The organism is Enterococcus sp. AZ141, from assembly GCF_051714385.1.
In the GTDB taxonomy this organism is placed as follows: domain Bacteria; phylum Bacillota; class Bacilli; order Lactobacillales; family Enterococcaceae; genus Enterococcus_D; species Enterococcus_D entomosocium.
This window is the reverse complement of the sequence record NZ_JBIORT010000001.1, coordinates 2,532,566-2,550,551: the sequence shown is the minus strand read 5'-3', so window position 1 is coordinate 2,550,551 and position 17,986 is coordinate 2,532,566. Positions and strand designations below refer to the sequence as shown.

Sequence of the window (17,986 nt, the reverse complement as noted above, 5' to 3'; positions counted from 1 at the left end):
CACCAATCGTTTGTCGATCTGCTTCTTCATGTTTTCTATCATAGCATTTTCTGAAAAGAAAAACACCGTCTAAGGCTCCCTTTTTTCGGAAAAAACGAGGTCAAACCGACAAAGTGTATGCAAAAAAACCGAACGATCAAGCAGGACCGTCAAAACAAGGCGGTTGCTCATAAATCGTTCGGTTTCTGCCTCGATCGAATAAAGGCTGTTTTCTTTTGTTCGATAGTGTTAAGGCTGAAAATTACTCACTTACTTGGTTGTTTTTTGTTTCTAGCTCTTGATTGACTGTCGATAAAATACCGTTGACAAACTTTCTTGACTGATCGTCACTAAAGGTTTTCGCTAATTCGATCGCTTCATTCAAAGCCACACGATTCGGCACATTATCCACATAGATCATTTCATACAAAGCGATTCGTAAAATCGTCACGTCCATTTTTGATAAACGCTGGATTTTCCAACCGGCTTTTAGATGACTTTGAATGACTTCATCCAAGGCTTCTTTGTAATGACAGACACCTGCCACTAATTGATCTAAATAAACAGGGACAAAATGCTCTTGTTCTTCATCAATCAATTCATGGTGTTCCAACTCGATGGCATGCATGATGGCATCTTGTTTCGTTAAATCTTTGTTAAAGTCTAGTGGAAATAAAGCTTGTAACGCCATTTTCCGTATTTCATGCCGAGATAATTCTTTACTCATTTTCTTCCTCGTCGTTTCCAAATAATTCTTCGATGTCTGGTAAATCTACTTTTTCTGGCACGACTGCCACAACATGAACATTTACTTCAGCCAGTTGCACATCTGTCATAAATAAGACTTGCTGTTTGACCCGTTCTTGGATCTCCATTGCCACTTTAGGCACTGACATCCCATAAGTGATATAGCAGTAGATATCCACTTTGATCCCTGTTTCATCGATCGTTAAGTAGACTCCTTTGCCATGAGCTGCGCGGCCTAGTAATTCAGTGACACTGTTTGCCAGTGTTCCTCGCATCCCATAGACACCTTCCACTTTAGAAGCAGCGATCCCAATAATGATCTCGATCACTTCTGGCGCGATGACGATTTCGCCTAATTCAGGACTTGCATTTAATACAAGGTTTTTATCTTCATTCATACGTTTTTGCCTCCATTCTAAACAGCTGTACCGTATTGTTTGTAAAAAAATCGCTCGTTTTTTCCGTTTGAAACAAGCCAGCGCTTGATTCAATCAATAACATCCATGGCACAGTGTTTCTTCTCGCTCTAAGTTTATCATTTTCTGCACTGAGAATCTATAATAACCCACTATTCTCAATGAATTTTCTGAAAAACAAGGTCGATGAATCAGAGAATGATCAATTCTTTCGGTGAATGTGTCAACACTTTATTACCAGTTTCAGTGATCAAAAGATCATCCTCGATACGAACGCCGCCAATTCCTGGAAGATAGATGCCTGGTTCATCTGTAATGACGTTTCCGACAACAAATGCTTTATCAGCACGGAAGGAGACATTTGGTCCTTCGTGGATTTCTAAACCAATCCCATGGCCTGTTGAATGACCAAAAGCATCCCCGTAGCCAAAGGAAGCTATGTGATCCCGGGCGATCGCATCTAGCTCAATTCCGGTCATTCCAGGTTTTGCTGCTGCCAAGACTTTTTCTTGTGCTTCTAGCACGATTTGATAGATTTCTTTCAATTTATCGCCAGGATCCCCCACAGCAAAAGTTCTGGTCATATCAGACACATAGCCTTGATAGTAACAGCCAAAGTCTAACGTGATCAGATCGCCTTGTTCAATCACTTTTTCACTGGCAACCCCATGGGGCATTGCTGAACGAAGACCACTGGCCACGATCGTTTCAAAAGATACGCTTGTGGCACCTAATGAACGCATAAAGAAATCTAACTGATTCGCCACTTCGATTTCGGTCATCCCTGGGCGGATCATTTTCAAAATATGTTCGAACCCTTGATCGGCGATATGGCAGGCTTGTTGGATCAATGCGATTTCTTCCTCATCTTTGACTTCCCGCAATGCCTCGATCATACCAGATACAGGAGCTAATGAGGATTCCTCAATCAAGTCTTCTAAGACGGAGTATTCAGCAAAGCTGACGAAACTTTCTTCAAATGCTAAGACATTGATTTCTTCCTTTTGGCAGATAGTTGCAACTTCTTCAAAAATCGGTCCACTATTTTTTACGATCTCAAATCCTTGGGCTTGGGCAGCTGCTTGCTCTGTATATCGGAAATCTGTTACAAAAAAAGCTTTGTCCAACGTAATGACTGCTAAACCAGTTGTACCAGTAAAGTTTGTCAAGTAACGCAAATTGTATGGGCTGGTGATCAAGAACCCATCAATCGAATCTTTTCTCATTGCTTCACGTAATTTTTCAACTCTTAACATGTATCGTTCCCTACTTTCTTGTTCTATACGATAGTATTATAACAAACTTCCAGAAAAAGCGGAAAGTAAGCGAAAAGTTTTCTAAAAAATCAAACAATACGAACCTAAAGAATGGTGTTTTAAAAAGACTCTAGTTGGCTCTCTCGTTGTTCTTTTCTAGATAACTTTAATCCACAAAAAAAGCAACCCAATCAACGGATTGCTTCTTTGATAATTATCTTTTACGTCCCAAAAAGAATGATACGACAGCCACGAAAATGACTGCCCCAATGATTGCTGGCACGATTGCCATTCCTGCCACTTGCGGTCCCCAAGTGCCGAATAAGCCTTGTCCGATTGATGCGCCCACAAGTCCTGCCACGATATCAAAAATGCAACCGCGTTTTTCTCCTGCGATGGCGCCACCGATTGAACCGATGACCGCTCCCACGATCAATGTCCATAAAAAGTGCATAATAACCCCTCCTAAACTTTCTTATAAAAAGGGTAACATATTGAGAATCAATTGGAAAAACATATGCTCTCTTGTTATTTTCTACGGGTAATTGCCCGTTTCAAGATATCGAAAAAGCCAAGAGAATGGACCATATGATCTGGGTCAACGTATTCGCGAATTGCCCGCAGAACTTTTTTTGGTTCTTTTGATGAGAAGGTATATGTCCCATTCTTTTTGGTCCGAATCGCATACCGTGGGATCCAGCGTCCTTTGAACAAGACCGAAGCGATCACATAGTCGACATCTTCCCAAGGAATTTGAATAAACTTGCGTTTGTCACGATCATTATAAAACTCAAAGGCATTATCGCCGATCATTATTTTACCGTATTCATTGATACCTAAAAAAGACGTAGCATCGATCGTCAAATCAACTTTTGTATTAAGGGATTGTACCATTTGCGCTTACTCCATTCTATATCGTCTTATCGTTACCTATTATACGTGTTTGCGGCATGTTTGGCGAATAAATAAAAAGATGCTTGGGTCTCCCCAAGCACCTATCATTGAAAAGATTATAACAATCCGATCAAGTGTCCACCGATACCGACTAAGAATAGACCGATAATAATGACGATTGGAGAAACTTTTTTCTTCAATAACCACATACATAACAAAGTAAGCAATAGTGCAGCTAAACCAGGAATCAATTGATCCAAGTTGTTTTGCAATGTTGTTACTTTTGTATCAGTCAATGCACGGCCTTCAGCTACTTGTTGGAAGGCTTGTTGCAAACCAGTTGAACCAGAAGGCAAGTTCGCCCAGTCGACATAAGCACCTTCATCAAGCGGTACGCTTGAGACAACTGGTGCAAAGGAAATCGATACCCAACGTTGAACAAGTGACCCTAATACGAACATCCCTAAAATAGAAGCACCTTTTGTTACATCTTGTAGCAAACCACCTGAAAGGTCATCTGTGATTTTAGAACCAGCACGGTAGCCGAATTCTTGTGTGTACCACATAAATGCCCAACGGATGATGTTCCAAGCAACGAAGAAGATGATTGGGCCTAAGATGTTTCCGCCTAAAGCAAGAGAAGCACCTAATGCACCTAACATCGGACGTACAGTAAACCAGAACACAGGGTCACCGACACCGGCTAAAGGACCCATCATCCCAACTTTTACCCCTTGGATCGCTACGTCATCGACAGGCGCGCCATTGGCACGTTCTTCTTCTAACGCTAAAGTTACACCTAAGATTGGTGATGCGATATATGGGTGAGTATTAAAGAATTCTAAGTGACGCTTCAAAGCAGCGGCACGGTCTTCTTTTGTTTTGTATAATTTTTTGATTGCTGGAATCATTGAGAATGCCCAACCACCATTTTGCATACGTTCATAGTTCCATGAACCTTGAATGAAGGTAGAGCGCCATGCTACGGCTAAACGATCTTTTTTATTTAATTGAATTTTTTCTGCCATTTTTTTCTCCTCCTTCGATTCTAATAGTCATTCAAGATATCGCCTAGAGGGTCGCCAGTGTTGCTGCCGCCGCCTCCATTTGATGATCCGCCCATTTTAGTTAGGTTCAAGTAGATCAATGCGATTGCTACTGCCAAGGCACCGATAGCGATCAATGTCAATTGAGAGATAGCTGCGATTACGAAACCGATAATAAAGAATGGCCATACTTCGCGAGTTGCCATCATGTTGATAACCATTGCGTAACCAACGGCAACAACCATACCACCACCGATAGCCATACCATCAGTTAACCATGCAGGCATTGATTCTAAGAAGTTTTGAACAGTTGCAGCAGGGATAGCCAACAATGCAGCTGCAGGAATCGCAATACGAACCCCTTGCATACATACAGCGATCACGTGCCACATTTCGATTTTACGAATGTTGCCTTCTTCAGCAGCAGCATCCATAAAGTGAACGATTGGCACAGCCAATGTACGAACGATCATTGTCAAGAACAACCCAGCAACAGCTAGAGGGATCGCAACGGCAATCGCTGTATCAACACCAGCAGTTCCTTGTCCACCTAAAACTAAAATAATTGCAGATGCGACAGACGCCAATGCAGCATCAGGTGCAACAGCGGCACCGATATTTGCCCATCCAAGTGCGATCATTTGTAATGATCCGCCCAAAATGATACATGCTTCCAAATTACCGGTCACTAAACCGATCAAAGTACACGCGATTAGCGGTTGATGGAATTGGAATTCATCCAAGATCCCTTCCATACCAGCTAAAAAGGCAACGAGTACTACTAATACCATAGATATAATAGTCATGATAGACCTCCTATTTAGTTGAATACGTTTCTATTTATTTGCCAATTCATTTTTGGCTTTGCGTAAGATTTCATCCATGTTGTCTCGAGAGTCATTTGGTACTTTACGCACATCGAATTTGATGCCGCGTTCTTTCAAATCTTCAAATGTATTCACATCATCTGTACCCATCGACAATACTTTACTTACAACAACTTTCCCAACAGAGTGAGCCATTGAACCAACGTTCACTTCAGTTATATCAACGCCACCTTCAACAGCACGTAATACATCTTGTGGGTTTTCAAATAATAGTAAAGCTTTCGTATTCCCGAAACGAGGGTCTTTAGAAACTTCAATCATTTTGTCCACTGGAATGACGTTCGCTTTTACTCCTGGAGGAGCTGCTTGTTCGATCAGTTTTTTACGCAAGTCATCTTTTGCCACCGCGTCAGAAACAACGATGATCCGAGATGGATTCACTGATTTTGTCCAAGCTGTAGCAACTTGACCATGCAACAAACGTGAATCGACACGAGCAAGTACGATTTTGATTTTGCCATCGCCTAGAACAGTTCCCGGAGGAAGTGATCCTTTAGGTTGATCGTCTTGCACTGCTTTTGGTGCTGAAGCTTCTTCTGGTTCAAGTTCTTCTGGTTTGACCTTGACCCCTTCTTTAGCTGTTTCAACGATATGCGCAGCAATTTCATGCGCTGTATTCATTGAAAAACGTGAAGCATAGGCTTCGATCACCATTGGTAAATTCATACCAGCAACGATTGCCCATTTGTCTTTGTGATCTTCAAACAAGCTGTTCGCTTGGTTGAAAGGAGTACCACCCCAAAGATCAACTAAGAATAATACTTCTTCTTGATCGTCAAATGTAGCAATTGCTTCTTGCATTTTTGCCTTGATGTCATCTGGACCTTCACTTGGCATCAATGTAACAGCTTTAACATTTTCTTGTTCGCCGAAGATCATTGAACCAGATTGCAAAATGCCGTTAGCAAATTCTCCATGACTTGCTAGGATAATTCCTACCATCTTTTTACCTCCTATATCAAAATTGAAAAATGTGACACGAATACGAAAGAAAAAACAACATCGAAAAACTAAGGGTGACTACCTTCTTTTTCCAAAATATCCTTCAAAAAGATTTTACGATCAGCTGGAACTTTGCGTATCTCCACTTCAATGCCTTGGTTTTGCAAGTAAAGCAATGAAGCAAGATCTTGATCATTGACTGACACGAAATTAGTGATCATTCGTTTTCCCATTGAAAAACTCATACCGCCGATATTGACGGAACGAATGTCAATGCCTCCTTTAACCAGAGTCACGACATCTTGAGGGTTGGTAAATAATAACATGACTTTTTGCGTATTAAATAATGTGTTATGCGCCACCTCAAGCATTTTCGCTACTGTCACCACATTGGATTTGATCCCTGGTGGAGCAGCTTCTTTCAAGAGAAACTTTCGTAATTGGTCATTTGCGACTTCATCACTGACCACGATGATTCGATTGATACCAGTCATTTTCGACCAAGCTGTGGCGACCTGACCATGAATCAACCGATCGTCGATTCGGGCAAGACGTATATCCATTCCCATTGTGCAAGCCTCCTACATCCATCGATCCGCTTTTCATATTGAGGATCTGTTCTTTTTTCAATCACCTCCTGTATCCACTTATATAGAAGCAAGAAGCGTGCCAATTTTTTCCGATACACTATTCTTGAAAAAACCTTAAGAATCAGCATTCAGATAATACACTAAAAAAGATACACTAAAAAATACTGTATCTTTTTTAGTGTATCTGTATTATTTGTAAGAATTAAAAATACATTTCTTTTTCGTGATGGTTTTTGATCAGCTCTAGCAGATAGTACTCTTCAGTCTTAGGCACTTCGATATTCATCAAGCGTGAAAACGATTGGACATGCACATGCAATTGGCCATAAAGCGGATTCTCCTCCATCGCTGCTAAATCAATTTCAGAAACAGTCAATGGCTGCCGCAGTAAGATCCGCTCCAGCATACCTGCGCCATGCATCACAAAATTGATCTGAAAGCCTTGCTGCGCCCCTACCAAATCCAAATCGTGAATGATCTCTTCGCCAAATTTCCACAACGGCTCTACTACTTTTTTCGCATTGACATAGGTAAAGTTTTCCTCTAAATACCGGACACAGATTTCTTTCGCCTGCCGATCATCTAGCTGTACTTCATCTTCAAAACTCAAATCATTCTCTAATAGGATATCATCCAACAGTAGATCAACATCTTGATCAATAAAACGTTCTAATGAAATAAACGGTGCGTCGATATGGGGATCGATGATCCCTGTTGCGGCAATCAGACGGTAGCGCTGTTGAATCTGATCCAAGTCCGTCCTCAGATCCGCCACCGATAACGTCACCACTTCGACATTTTGGTTTTGACGTTTTGACAATGAGCTTTGGATCAATTCTTTGATGCGCTGCGCCGTTCCCTTTCCCGAAGCGCAGACCGCTAGAATCGCTTTAGGATGGTGGTTTTGTGTCACTGGTTCTTCCACAGTGACCGCTCCATACCCGCGGAACTTCCGTAATGAATCATAGAGCTGATCGAGGTCCGTGCCGATCACTGACGCTTTACGGACCGTCTCTAGGACGATGGAGGTGGTCACCATATCGACTGTTCGAACAGCCACACCCGTTTCTCGTTGGATTTCATTATTAAAGGTCGCTAAGGACCCCATATCGACTAAGAGGATCACCCCACTGCCATCATTGACTGCCCGTACACTATCCACGATTTTTTTCAACGCCACAGCCGGGGGCATATCTAACGGCATGTCCACCGCTGTCACTTGATCGACTTCCAGCAATTGTTTGACCACTTGTACCATGCTACTGGCTGTGCTGTTGCCGTGGGCTGCAACGACGACGCCGATTTTCCCAGAGGAATGAGAGGTTCTAAGAGAAACCAGAAGAACCGCTAAATAATAAGATTCGCTCTCAGGAATCGCCACTTGGAAACTATCACCAATAAAATCGCGGACTTCTTTGGCGACTTCAAACTCTTGAGGATAATCAGCTACCATCTGACGAATATTGTCATTGGTTTGTCGTTCTTCTCCCAAATGGATTTTTTTCAAAAACGAGCTGATGTGTAAGCTCATGGCATAGATGAAATTTTGCTGAAAATCATAATTTAAGCGTTGTCGAACCAGCTCATAGATTTGATTTGTTACACTGATCACTTTCTGATCGACAAATTCACTTAGTTTATTGACCGAGTTAAAGGAAAACCCGTGATCTTTATAAAAAGACTTTAAGTGAACATTGATATCTGTTGAGATAAAATGATTGATCGCTTCTTGATCTAACCCATCTGCTTTTAGCAGAGCAGCCTTGTCGCCGATAATATCGTAAAGATTATAAGGCAATTCATAGGAATCTGATTGAATATTGTTTAAGTTTTGATTCGGTTGAATGCTGATCTTCGGTTCAAGGATCTTAGAGAGCTCTGCCAGCTCATTGCGGCGATTCCCCAAAACGATCAATCCTGAACGAATCCCTTCTGGCAAATCGATCAAATCGATTTCAATCTCATCTTGTTGCATATGATTCAAAAAGCCCCGTGCACAGACTAGCTGGACATTGGATTTCAATTGACCGATATTCCCAAAACTGACACTGCCGATCAACGCTTTGACCACATCTTCTGTCAAGGAGATCGTCCGCTGAATACGGGTCGCCTCTTGCCCGACTAATACCCGAACGAGATCGACTTTTTCTGATGCGGGTCGTTTCTCAAAAAAGGGCAGTTGAATATTGATGGGAATGCGTCGGGTAAAGGTATCTAATAGCGTTGAGTTGGGGTCTTCGGTAGTAGCACCAACGATTCGGACATTCGCTTGATGATTTTTGCCCGTCTCTCCTAGACGGCTAAAGGTTCCATGATCCATAAAGTAAAAAATCATTTCTTGCCCTTCTGGAGGTAATCGATGGATCTCATCGAGAAACAACATACTCTCATCCGCTTGATCAATAATACCAATCTTCTCTTGATCGGCACCCGTAAATGCCCCCCGTACATAACCAAACAAATGGCTCATCAAAAGCTCTGGGTTATTTGCATAGTCCGCACAGTTAAAGACGATCAATTCTTTGTCATCGGCAATTACTTGATTGCTTTTGGCAAACTGGAACATCGCATGGGCAAAGTACGTTTTCCCAGAACCAGTAGGCCCTGTGATCAAGCAGTTTAGCCCTTTCGGCGGATACAAGATCGCTGCTTTCGCCTGCTCAACAGCGTTTTTCATACTTCCGTTGGCACCGATGATCGTCGCAAAAATATCTCGGTCAGAGGGTTTTCCTTGTACTCGTTGAGGGAAGGCTTTTTCTCTTTGCGGGCGACTTTCTTTGTAGCTTGGGACATACTTTTCCTTACTGCTGGGATCGACCCCTGCCGCCCAATAACGAACAGGCCGCGAGTCGCTTTTTTCGACGCGCCCTTCTTTAACAAGCTTATTTAAATCCTTACTGGCATTACTGCGCTGAATGGCTAAATGATCGGCAACTTCTGAAGTAGACAACCCCTTCTTTTCCCCTAAGCCGCTCATCGTATTTTCGACGATATATTGATAAATCCGTTCGATTCGCTTGCCCAACAGCTTCGCCTCCTTGTTTTTTCCACTTGAATACTTTACTCATTTTTCTATAAAAAAGCAACTTTTTTTCCACACAGAAAAAGCAAAATACTTTGTTCGAAAGAACAATAGAACGTCCTTTCACATGCTACTCTCAGCATAAAGCATTTTGCCAAAAAAAGATATTCAAAAGTCAGGATGTGTTAGGCTTTTTCATTGGGAATGAACGTTGGCACCTGATCAAGAAACCGTTGCAGTTCTTTTTGCATCCAAATCACATCGTGCCATTGATTGAACTTATAGCCGACATGCGAAAAATCAGCAACTTTCCGATACCCAAGCTTCTCATGAAAAGCCTCGCTTTGTTGATTGCCTCCTGTAATACACGCAGTCAGATTGACCACGTTTTGCGCTTTTAGTTTTTCTTCAAGCCCTTGATAAAGAGCGGTGCCGAGCCCTTTTGCTTTGGCATCCGGCGCTAAATAAACGGTTACTTCAACGGTCCAATCATACGCCGCCCGTTCTTTATAGGCTGACGCATAGGCATAACCGACAATTTCACCAGCCTCTTCTGCAACGAGATACGGGTAGCGTTTCAAGGTCTTGGCGATGCGTTCCGCGAATTCTTGAACCGATGGCACCTCCGTTTCAAAGGTAATCGGTGTATTTTCTACATAATAAGCATAGATTGCTGTCAAGGCTTGGGCATCTGCAATCGTGGCAGAACGTATCGTCATAGAACCCCTTCTTTCAGTAAATTTTTTCCCAGTATACTCTTTCTGAATAAAAAAAACAATCCGCTTTTGACGGATCGTTTCCTAGTTATGAATGATTTAACGGGCTTTTTCAACTCCGCAATACACGGTAAGATGTTGCGGCAGCACCGCTACTGTGATTGGCAATTCCGGCCCTGGATCACCATCGACATTCGTTTCGATCGTTGCCCCATCCGTCAAACGAATCGTTGCTTTATCAAAAGTTTGATAACCAAGAACATCATTTGATTCCGTAACTCCTTTGAGAAGCTCAGGCACGCTTTTGACAGTTTCCCAAAGATTCGTATCCTTTAAGTAGATCAGATGTAATTTGCCGTCATCGGTACTCGCTTTAGGCAAAAGAGATTCGAAACCGCCGATCGTATTGGATGAACCAACGATCATCGTACTGCTTTCCACAGCGATCGTCGTTTTTTCGCCATTATTTTCGGCGGTCACTTCAAACGGATGACTTTCATTTTTCCGCACTTCCCGTAGACCAGAAACAAAATAGGCCATTTTTCCCAGCTTGGTTTTTTCTTCAACTTCCACATTGTTGATCGCCGCTGGAATCATACCAATCGCCACTACATTGGTAAAATAGTCTTGATTAACCTGCCCAATATCGATTTTGCGGGTGTGGTCCACTGCAAATGATTCGATGGCTTCCTTGGGATCTAGTGGAATCGCTAATGCTCTGGCTAAATCATTTACTGTGCCCAGCGGGAAGAAACCGAAATTTGGTCGTTTGTCATGAGGAGCTAAGCCATTGACTGCTTCATTGACGGTACCATCACCGCCCATTGCGAAGACACTGTCAAATTCTGCTGCTGCCTCAGAGGCAAAACGTGTAGCATCTCCTTCTTTTTCGGTATGTTTGACAACGACTTCTGAAAAAGCTTCCCGCAGCTTTTCTTCTGCCATCTCCTCAAATTCTTTCGCTTGTTCCCCACCAGAACTTGGATTGACGATCAATAATGCTTTCATAAAACAGCCTCCTTGTTTGGGTTCATTTTCTATGAATCCAGTATAACAAGTTTCACGAAACCTGTCTTAAACGACATCCGCCTATCCGCTGCAAAAAAACACAGCCTATGCAGACTGTGTTTTTTCGAGTACGCACTTCCTTTTATTAAACCAATCGTTTACGCAAGCGCCCAGAAATAAAATCAATGATCGTGACCGTCACAACGATCCCTAATAAAATGATTCCTACACGGCTCCATGATCGCGCATTGATGGCAAAGATCATCGGCGTACCGATCCCACCTGCCCCTACGATCCCTAAGATCGAAGCTGAACGGACAGCCAGTTCAAAACGATACAAGGTAAAAGAAAGAAATTCTGGAATCAATTGTGGCAATGTCGCAAAGCCTAACACATCCCAACGATTTCCTCCCGCACTAACGACCGATTCTGAAGGACCGTGATCCATGTTCTCGATCGCTTCGCTATAGAGTTTCGCCAACATCCCAATGGAATGGACACTAACTGCCAAAACACCAGCAAAGGATCCGGGACCCACTGTTTTGATGAACATGATCGCTAAGACGATTTCTGGAAACGTTCGAATCGCCGTCAGCACGATTTTACCGAAACCTGATAGCCAGCGAGGGCTGTTTTTGCTGCGCGCCGCCCAAAAGGCAAAAGGAATACTTAATATTGAGGATAAAAACGTACCTACAAAGGCGATCGCAACGGTTTCGATCATCAAACTGATCAAATCTTCGCCATCACCGGTATAAACATAGCCCCAATCAGGATGGATCAGGCCATAAAAGATTGAGCCGACAATTTGACCGACATTTTCTTTAACGCCGGCAAAAGGTATACCAGCGAAAGCCCAAATATAAAGGAGGATAACGACTACTGCGATCAGCCAATTCCGTATTTTTTTCTTTTTCGGTTCTGCTGGCAACATCATAACAATCGCTCCCTTAATCTATTACTGATGGTATCAATCACCAAAACAACTGCAAAAATCACTAAGACGATAATCGACGTCTGGTCATATCGAAATTGGCTTAAAGATCGTTGTAAGAAAACACCGATTCCGCCTGCGCCGATATACCCAAGAATCGTCGATGCCCGCACATTGATCTCAAAGGCATAAAGCAAGTAACTAAGAAAATGGCTCATGACTTGCGGTACGACTGCATAGCGGATGATGTCAAACTTCGATCCTCCAGAAGCCGTGATTGCTTCGATCGGACCTTCATCAATCGTTTCAATCGATTCATAAAACAATTTGGTGATCATCCCAAAAGAAAACACAGAGATGGAGATCACCCCGGCAACGGGACCGATTCCGACAATGGCAACAAATAAAGCCGCCAGCATCAAATCAGGTACCGTCCGAATGATATTCAAAACAAAACGGAAACAACCGCTGATCCAATGATTCGTCATGATATTTCGTGCTGCTAAAAGTGAAAACGGAAAAGCCGCCAGTGCACCAAAGGTCGTGCCGATGATCGCCATTTGGATCGTTTGTAAAATCGGCTCTACAATGATTTTGGCATATGCCCAATCAGGATGAGCCATCTTTTGTAAAATGACATTCATTTGACTGCTATTGCTAAAGAACCGTGCCAAATCAACGCCTGAAATAGAGCCGCTAACGAACAATACCACTAAAAAAATGACGAGCCAAAGAACATTTTTCCATAGTCCGCTGCGTTTCGGCAACGTATTTGTCGTCATTGTCCTGCCCCTTCCTGCTCTTCTATGATCTCGCTGCCATAAATCTGTTTCAATCGCTGATCGGTCGCTTCACTGACAGGGCCATCAAAAACCAAGCCTCCGTCTCGCAACCCGATGATCCGCGTGCCGTACTCTCTTGCCAATTGGACAGAATGCAAATTGACTACGATGGTAATCCCCAGATCTTGATTGATCCGTTTTAAGTCATTCATGACTTTTTCAGTGGTTAAAGGATCTAAGGAAGCAACCGGTTCATCCGCTAAAATAATCTTCGGCTCTTGCGTCAAAGCACGGGCAATCGAAACCCGCTGCTGCTGACCGCCAGACAATTCATCGGCTCGAGTATAGACTTTTTCTGCTAAATTGACCCGCTGCAGCGATTGATAAGCCAGCTCTTTATCCGCTTGCGGGAACAAACCAAGCAACATTTTGATCGTTGGGTGATAAGCTACTCGCCCAGTTAAGACATTTCGCAAGACACTCGAACGTTTCACCAAATTAAAGCTTTGGAAAATCATGCCAATGTCTCGACGAATCAAGCGTAGCTCTCTTCCTTTTGCTTTTGTGATCGACTTGCTATCGATTAAAATCTCGCCACTCGTGATCTCGTGCAGTCGATTGATGGAGCGCAGCATCGTTGATTTTCCTGCTCCTGATAAACCCACTACGATGACAAATTCCCCTTTTTTGATATCGATGTTTAAGTCCTTCAAACCTAATACCCCATTTGGGTATTGCTTGGTCACATTCTGAAATGAAATAATCGTTTCGTTCTCTAGAGCCATGATTCTCCTACTTTCTTTCCATTAGGTAAAAATTGCTTTCCATTCGAAAAGGGTACCTCAACTACCGGTACCCTCCCGATCTATTCATCTATTAGTTATTGTCCGACTTGTTCCGCATACTCTCTTACGATGTCGAAATTGCTGTCTTGTGAAACAACGTATCCTTCATGAGAGTAAATATCAGAGATGATTTGTTTTCCTTCTTCATCTTTACCGATCGCGATAAAGGCATCTTGGATTTTTTTGTCCCACTCTTCACTCATGTCGCTGCGGACACTGATCGTATCGTTCGGGATCGGTTCGGTAAAGTACATTGGTTCTACCTCATCCATGATTTCTGGGTAATCATTTTTGACCGTGTTGCGGGCATCTTCAAAAACGAACGCTGCGTCAACGTCGCCATTCAAGACAGATAAGACCGCTTGGTCATGGCCTTTGACTTGAACAGTCGTCACATCCGTATTGATATCGATGCCTGCTTTTTTCATTTCTGCTACTGGCCAAACATAACCGGCAGAAGAAGTAACATCTTGAGTGGCAATCGTTTTGCCTTTTAAATCTTCCAACTCTTTGATATCGCTGCCGCTTTTTACGACGATCATTGAACGATAGCTATCAACCAATTCATCCGTTGATTCCCCACCAGGCTGCTTGATGCCATAACGCTGTGCTTGTAATAGCACCTTAACATTGCTTTGTTCATTTGCTAAAACATAGGCATTCGGCGGTAAAAAGCCGACATCTACTTGTTTCGAAGCCATTGCTTCGACGATTGTATTGTAGTCAGTGGAAACACTCACAGTGACTGGAATCCCCAATTCATCACTTAATAATTGCTCAAGTGGTTTTGCTTTTGCTTCTAATGTTTCTGCTGCTTGTGATGGAACAAATTGAACGGTCAACTTTTCTGGTACATATCCTGCTTCTTCAGCCGCCGAGTCAGTACTTGCTCCACCTGAGCCACATGCCGCCAGCGTAACTGCTGCCACCAAACCTAAACCAAACATTGCCGTTTTCTTCCAAACTTTCATCACTTTTTCTCCTTTTCATTAAAAAAATCGAACTCACGGAATTACGAACTTTCCTTTTTGATTATAAAAAATCAACGAACCAAAAACAATCTTTTTCGAATTACGAACGTTTTCTTTTTTGATAATGTTCGTGTTTTTACCAAAATCATTCGTGAGCACATTCTCAATAATCAACGTTTTTCGAAAGTTTCTTTCCATTTGTTCTACTTCCTCAGAGTATCAAATGAATATAAGGTTTGTGTTGTCAACGTGTAAAGATTTCGTTAATCGCAAAAGGAACTTTGTGAACAACAAAGCATGGATATACTCGTAATTCTTACCCTATAGTGCACAAAATTTCTTGAAAAATCTAGCCAGAAAATGACGGCACACTTTTTGGACCGGAAAAACACCAATAAAAAAAGCAGAGAATCCCCTTAAGAACCTCTGCCTTTGACCTCATTTTTTACTGTAGAAAGAGTCATTTACCCTTGATCCGTTGGCAGCTGCAACAAGAGTACATGCTCGTTATCAATCATTTCACCTGTCAAGACAAAGCCGTTTCGTTCGTAAAGCTTTGTTGCGATCTCGTTGCCATCTACAGCGGAGATCCTTAATTCTTGCGCTTGGATATGGGTTTTGAACCAATCTAACCCAGCAAGAAACGCCTGACTGCCTAACCCTTGATTTTGGAATTTTTCTGCGATCATAAACCGCTCGATCCACCACGAAGCTTTTGGATAATCCTCATCCGCTTCGTAAAAACTAAATAAGAGAAAGCCGACCATATCCTCACCATTGTAGAGGGCAAATGCCTGACGTGGTTCCTCATAGATCGCCTCTAACATTGAGTACCAATTGGGCGCAACAAAATCTTCTTGCTCCTTCGTTGTCTTCAAATTCATGCACGCACGATAGTTTTCCTTCGTGATTTCTTTTAATTGAATCATTGCTTCACTCCTTATCTAAGCCATTATAAATAACTATTTCGTTAAAACGGTTTCATTGGTGTATAAAAAAACACCCAGGTTACTTTTACGTAATCTGGATGTCATTTTCTTATGCTTCTTGCGCTACTGGATAAACAGATACTTGTTTTTTGTCGCGGCCTTTACGTTCGAAACGAACAACGCCGTCAACTTTTGCAAACAATGTATCATCTCCACCGATACCTACGTTTACCCCTGGGTAAATTTTAGTACCGCGTTGGCGATAAAGGATTGATCCGCCTGAAACGGTTTGACCGTCAGCACGTTTCGCACCTAAACGTTTTGATTGAGAGTCACGTCCGTTAGAAGTAGAACCCCCACCTTTTTTGTGAGCGAAGAATTGCAAATTCATTTTCATCAACATGAGATGCACCTCCTAGTTTTCTTTAGTAGTTTTGATTTGGATATAATCGTTGTACTCTTCTTGAACTGATTGCAAGCCGATCAACAAATTTTCTAAAAGAATTTGTGCGATATTCGACTGCTCTTGGGTCAAACGAGAAGGCAGTGTGACTAATAAGTACCCACCATTTTCGTTATCTGCTTCAACTTTTGGCGCAACGCCAGCCAAAGCATCGATCCCATTGACTGCACTGATCGCTAAAGCGGATGCTGCAGCACAGACGATGTCTTTGCCGTATTCTCCTGCTTGTGCGTGTCCAGCTAGTTCAAAAGAAACAATCCGACCAGAGTCATTTCGTTTGAATGTCCCTTTGATCATATTCGTTACCCTGCTTTTCGTAAGAATTAAGCGTTGATCGCGTCAATAACAACTTTTGTGTAAGGTTGACGGTGACCTTGTTTACGGTGTGAATGTTTTTTAGGTTTGTATTTGAAAGTTACGACTTTCTTTTGTTTGCCGTGTTTTTCAACAGTTCCTTCAACAGTTGCTCCTGCAACGATTGGGGCACCCACTTTTGTTGATTCGCCACCTACTAAGATAACTTCATCAAAAGTAACCTTTTGTCCAGCTTCAACGTCTAATTTTTCAACGTAGATTGCTTGACCCACTTCAACTTTTACTTGTTTCCCACCAGTTTTGATAATTGCGTACATGCTCTACAGCACCTCCTTATAATATACTTAGACTCGCCATCCCAAGTGACTTTCGTACTTACTACTTGTTCTGTGCGGTTGTAGCTGTGGAGTCCACAATTACAACAGATTAACTTTATCAAAATGTTTTCCTAAAGTCAATCACTAATTAAGGAAAAGACAGAATTCTTTTGCTACTAGTCATTTCCTTTTGTGCATTTTTTATTTTCTATTACTATAGAAGAAAGAGCACAAGCGAAACAGAATGGGAGGAGTTTTCATGCAATACCCCAAAGAATTAGCCACTGCCGTTCAACAGGCATCCCGCAGTTATCCGTTGGAAGGATTTGTTCCAGGTCAAGGACCGCTGCAGCCCAAATTGATGATCGTTGGTGAAGCCCCTGGTCGAACCGAAATCGAGAATTTTATTCCTTTTAGCGGACAAGCAGGAAAAGAATTGATGAAATCGTTGGCTTTAGCCGGTTTGACCCGTGAGGATGTCTACATCACCAGCGCTGTCCGCAGCCGTCCATATTCCGTCAAAGAACGAATCAACAAGCGCAGCGGTGCCCATGAGATCGTCCATCCCAATCGGACACCTACCAAAAAGGAAGTCTTGCTACACGCACCACTGCTTGACTACGAGTTGTCCATCGTGGATCCGCCCGTCATTGCAACTGTTGGCAATATCGGACTACAGCGATTATTAGGCAACGCCTATTATATCAAAGACCACCATGGCGAAGTGATCCGTTCCAAAATTCAAGAAAGCAATCCGACAAAGGATGGCTATCAATGGTCGGAAAAAGAATATCTGATCGTGCCGATGTATCATCCCGCTGCGATCTTTTATAATCGGACGTTGACTCCGCAAATCGAAGCTGATTGGCGAGGGTTAAGAAACAATCTTTCACAAATACCAGCCGACGAATAACGACCAGTCCCCTA

Annotated in this window: 21 protein-coding genes and 1 other annotated feature; of the genes, 1 reads left to right on the top strand and 20 read right to left on the bottom strand. The window is 42.5% G+C overall.

From position 1 onward, the window contains the following. Positions 1-241 precede the first annotated feature (241 nt). The 20 genes from nusB to rplU all read right to left on the bottom strand — a co-directional run bounded on the left by nusB (position 242) and on the right by rplU (position 17,059). On the bottom strand, positions 242-706 hold the full coding sequence (nusB, locus tag IGI89_RS11745; RefSeq protein WP_005235350.1) for a transcription antitermination factor NusB: 465 nt from the start codon (positions 704-706) through the stop codon (positions 242-244). Next, the gene (locus tag IGI89_RS11740; RefSeq protein ID WP_005225770.1) at positions 699-1,124 is read right to left on the bottom strand and encodes an Asp23/Gls24 family envelope stress response protein; all 426 of its coding nucleotides are present in this window, start codon (positions 1,122-1,124) and stop codon (positions 699-701) included. Before IGI89_RS11740 ends, nusB begins: the two co-directional genes overlap by 8 nt. Positions 1,125-1,333: 209 nt before the next feature. Continuing rightward, complete coding sequence (locus IGI89_RS11735) at positions 1,334-2,398, bottom strand: M24 family metallopeptidase (RefSeq protein WP_005235349.1); 1,065 nt, start codon at positions 2,396-2,398, stop codon at positions 1,334-1,336. Positions 2,399-2,612: 214 nt separating this feature from the next. Further along, on the bottom strand, positions 2,613-2,852 hold the full coding sequence (locus tag IGI89_RS11730; protein WP_005225767.1) for a GlsB/YeaQ/YmgE family stress response membrane protein: 240 nt from the start codon (positions 2,850-2,852) through the stop codon (positions 2,613-2,615). 74 nt (positions 2,853-2,926) lie between these two features. Continuing rightward, a complete protein-coding gene (locus tag IGI89_RS11725) occupies positions 2,927-3,292 on the bottom strand; it encodes a DUF956 family protein (protein WP_005235348.1) in 366 nt (121 codons plus the stop codon). A gap of 116 nt (positions 3,293-3,408) precedes the next feature. Next, positions 3,409-4,320, bottom strand: a complete 912-nt coding sequence (locus tag IGI89_RS11720; RefSeq protein ID WP_008378490.1) for a PTS system mannose/fructose/sorbose family transporter subunit IID — start codon at positions 4,318-4,320, stop codon at positions 3,409-3,411. Between the two features lie 20 nt (positions 4,321-4,340). Further along, positions 4,341-5,144: a PTS mannose/fructose/sorbose transporter subunit IIC gene (locus IGI89_RS11715; RefSeq protein ID WP_008378492.1), complete on the bottom strand. Its 804-nt coding sequence runs from the start codon at positions 5,142-5,144 to the stop codon at positions 4,341-4,343. A 30-nt stretch (positions 5,145-5,174) separates the two neighbouring features. Continuing rightward, positions 5,175-6,167, bottom strand: a complete 993-nt coding sequence (locus IGI89_RS11710; RefSeq protein WP_008378493.1) for a mannose/fructose/sorbose PTS transporter subunit IIA — start codon at positions 6,165-6,167, stop codon at positions 5,175-5,177. A gap of 68 nt (positions 6,168-6,235) precedes the next feature. Continuing rightward, entirely contained in the window at positions 6,236-6,730 is a 495-nt protein-coding gene (locus IGI89_RS11705; RefSeq protein ID WP_026008065.1) for a PTS system mannose/fructose/N-acetylgalactosamine-transporter subunit IIB, read from the bottom strand. Between the two features lie 229 nt (positions 6,731-6,959). Then, positions 6,960-9,734 (bottom strand): sigma-54-dependent transcriptional regulator, encoded by a 2,775-nt coding sequence (locus tag IGI89_RS11700; RefSeq protein WP_016620450.1) that lies wholly within the window; start codon positions 9,732-9,734, stop codon positions 6,960-6,962. Between the two features lie 230 nt (positions 9,735-9,964). Continuing rightward, positions 9,965-10,498 carry a GNAT family N-acetyltransferase gene (locus IGI89_RS11695; RefSeq protein ID WP_438735690.1) on the bottom strand — a complete coding sequence of 178 codons (534 nt, stop codon included), beginning with the start codon at positions 10,496-10,498 and terminating at the stop codon, positions 9,965-9,967. A gap of 96 nt (positions 10,499-10,594) precedes the next feature. Continuing rightward, entirely contained in the window at positions 10,595-11,503 is a 909-nt protein-coding gene (locus IGI89_RS11690; RefSeq protein ID WP_008378502.1) for a diacylglycerol/lipid kinase family protein, read from the bottom strand. Between the two features lie 145 nt (positions 11,504-11,648). After that, on the bottom strand, positions 11,649-12,440 hold the full coding sequence (phnE, locus tag IGI89_RS11685; RefSeq protein WP_016612248.1) for a phosphonate ABC transporter, permease protein PhnE: 792 nt from the start codon (positions 12,438-12,440) through the stop codon (positions 11,649-11,651). Next, a complete protein-coding gene (gene phnE / locus IGI89_RS11680; RefSeq protein WP_005235330.1) occupies positions 12,437-13,219 on the bottom strand; it encodes a phosphonate ABC transporter, permease protein PhnE in 783 nt (260 codons plus the stop codon). Before phnE (IGI89_RS11680) ends, phnE (IGI89_RS11685) begins: the two co-directional genes overlap by 4 nt. After that, positions 13,216-14,004, bottom strand: a complete 789-nt coding sequence (gene phnC / locus IGI89_RS11675; protein WP_005235328.1) for a phosphonate ABC transporter ATP-binding protein — start codon at positions 14,002-14,004, stop codon at positions 13,216-13,218. The genes phnE (IGI89_RS11680) and phnC overlap by 4 nt, the downstream gene beginning before the upstream one ends. A 95-nt stretch (positions 14,005-14,099) precedes the next feature. Then, the gene (phnD, locus tag IGI89_RS11670) at positions 14,100-15,035 is read right to left on the bottom strand and encodes a phosphate/phosphite/phosphonate ABC transporter substrate-binding protein (RefSeq protein ID WP_005235326.1); all 936 of its coding nucleotides are present in this window, start codon (positions 15,033-15,035) and stop codon (positions 14,100-14,102) included. Between the two features lie 464 nt (positions 15,036-15,499). After that, positions 15,500-15,964, bottom strand: a complete 465-nt coding sequence (locus IGI89_RS11665; protein WP_005235322.1) for a GNAT family N-acetyltransferase — start codon at positions 15,962-15,964, stop codon at positions 15,500-15,502. A 109-nt stretch (positions 15,965-16,073) separates the two neighbouring features. Continuing rightward, positions 16,074-16,367 carry a 50S ribosomal protein L27 gene (gene rpmA, locus IGI89_RS11660; protein WP_003126181.1) on the bottom strand — a complete coding sequence of 98 codons (294 nt, stop codon included), beginning with the start codon at positions 16,365-16,367 and terminating at the stop codon, positions 16,074-16,076. Positions 16,368-16,379: 12 nt separating this feature from the next. Next, positions 16,380-16,724, bottom strand: coding sequence for a ribosomal-processing cysteine protease Prp (locus IGI89_RS11655; protein WP_005225752.1), 345 nt, complete (start codon positions 16,722-16,724; stop codon positions 16,380-16,382). A 26-nt stretch (positions 16,725-16,750) separates the two neighbouring features. Continuing rightward, the gene (rplU, locus tag IGI89_RS11650; protein WP_005225751.1) at positions 16,751-17,059 is read right to left on the bottom strand and encodes a 50S ribosomal protein L21; all 309 of its coding nucleotides are present in this window, start codon (positions 17,057-17,059) and stop codon (positions 16,751-16,753) included. Positions 17,060-17,078: 19 nt separating this feature from the next. Next, positions 17,079-17,149, bottom strand: a sequence feature (ribosomal protein L21 leader region). Positions 17,150-17,318: 169 nt separating this feature from the next. Between rplU and IGI89_RS11645 the strand changes: the two genes are divergently transcribed. Then, positions 17,319-17,972, top strand: a complete 654-nt coding sequence (locus IGI89_RS11645; RefSeq protein ID WP_438735689.1) for a uracil-DNA glycosylase — start codon at positions 17,319-17,321, stop codon at positions 17,970-17,972. Positions 17,973-17,986 lie beyond the last annotated feature (14 nt).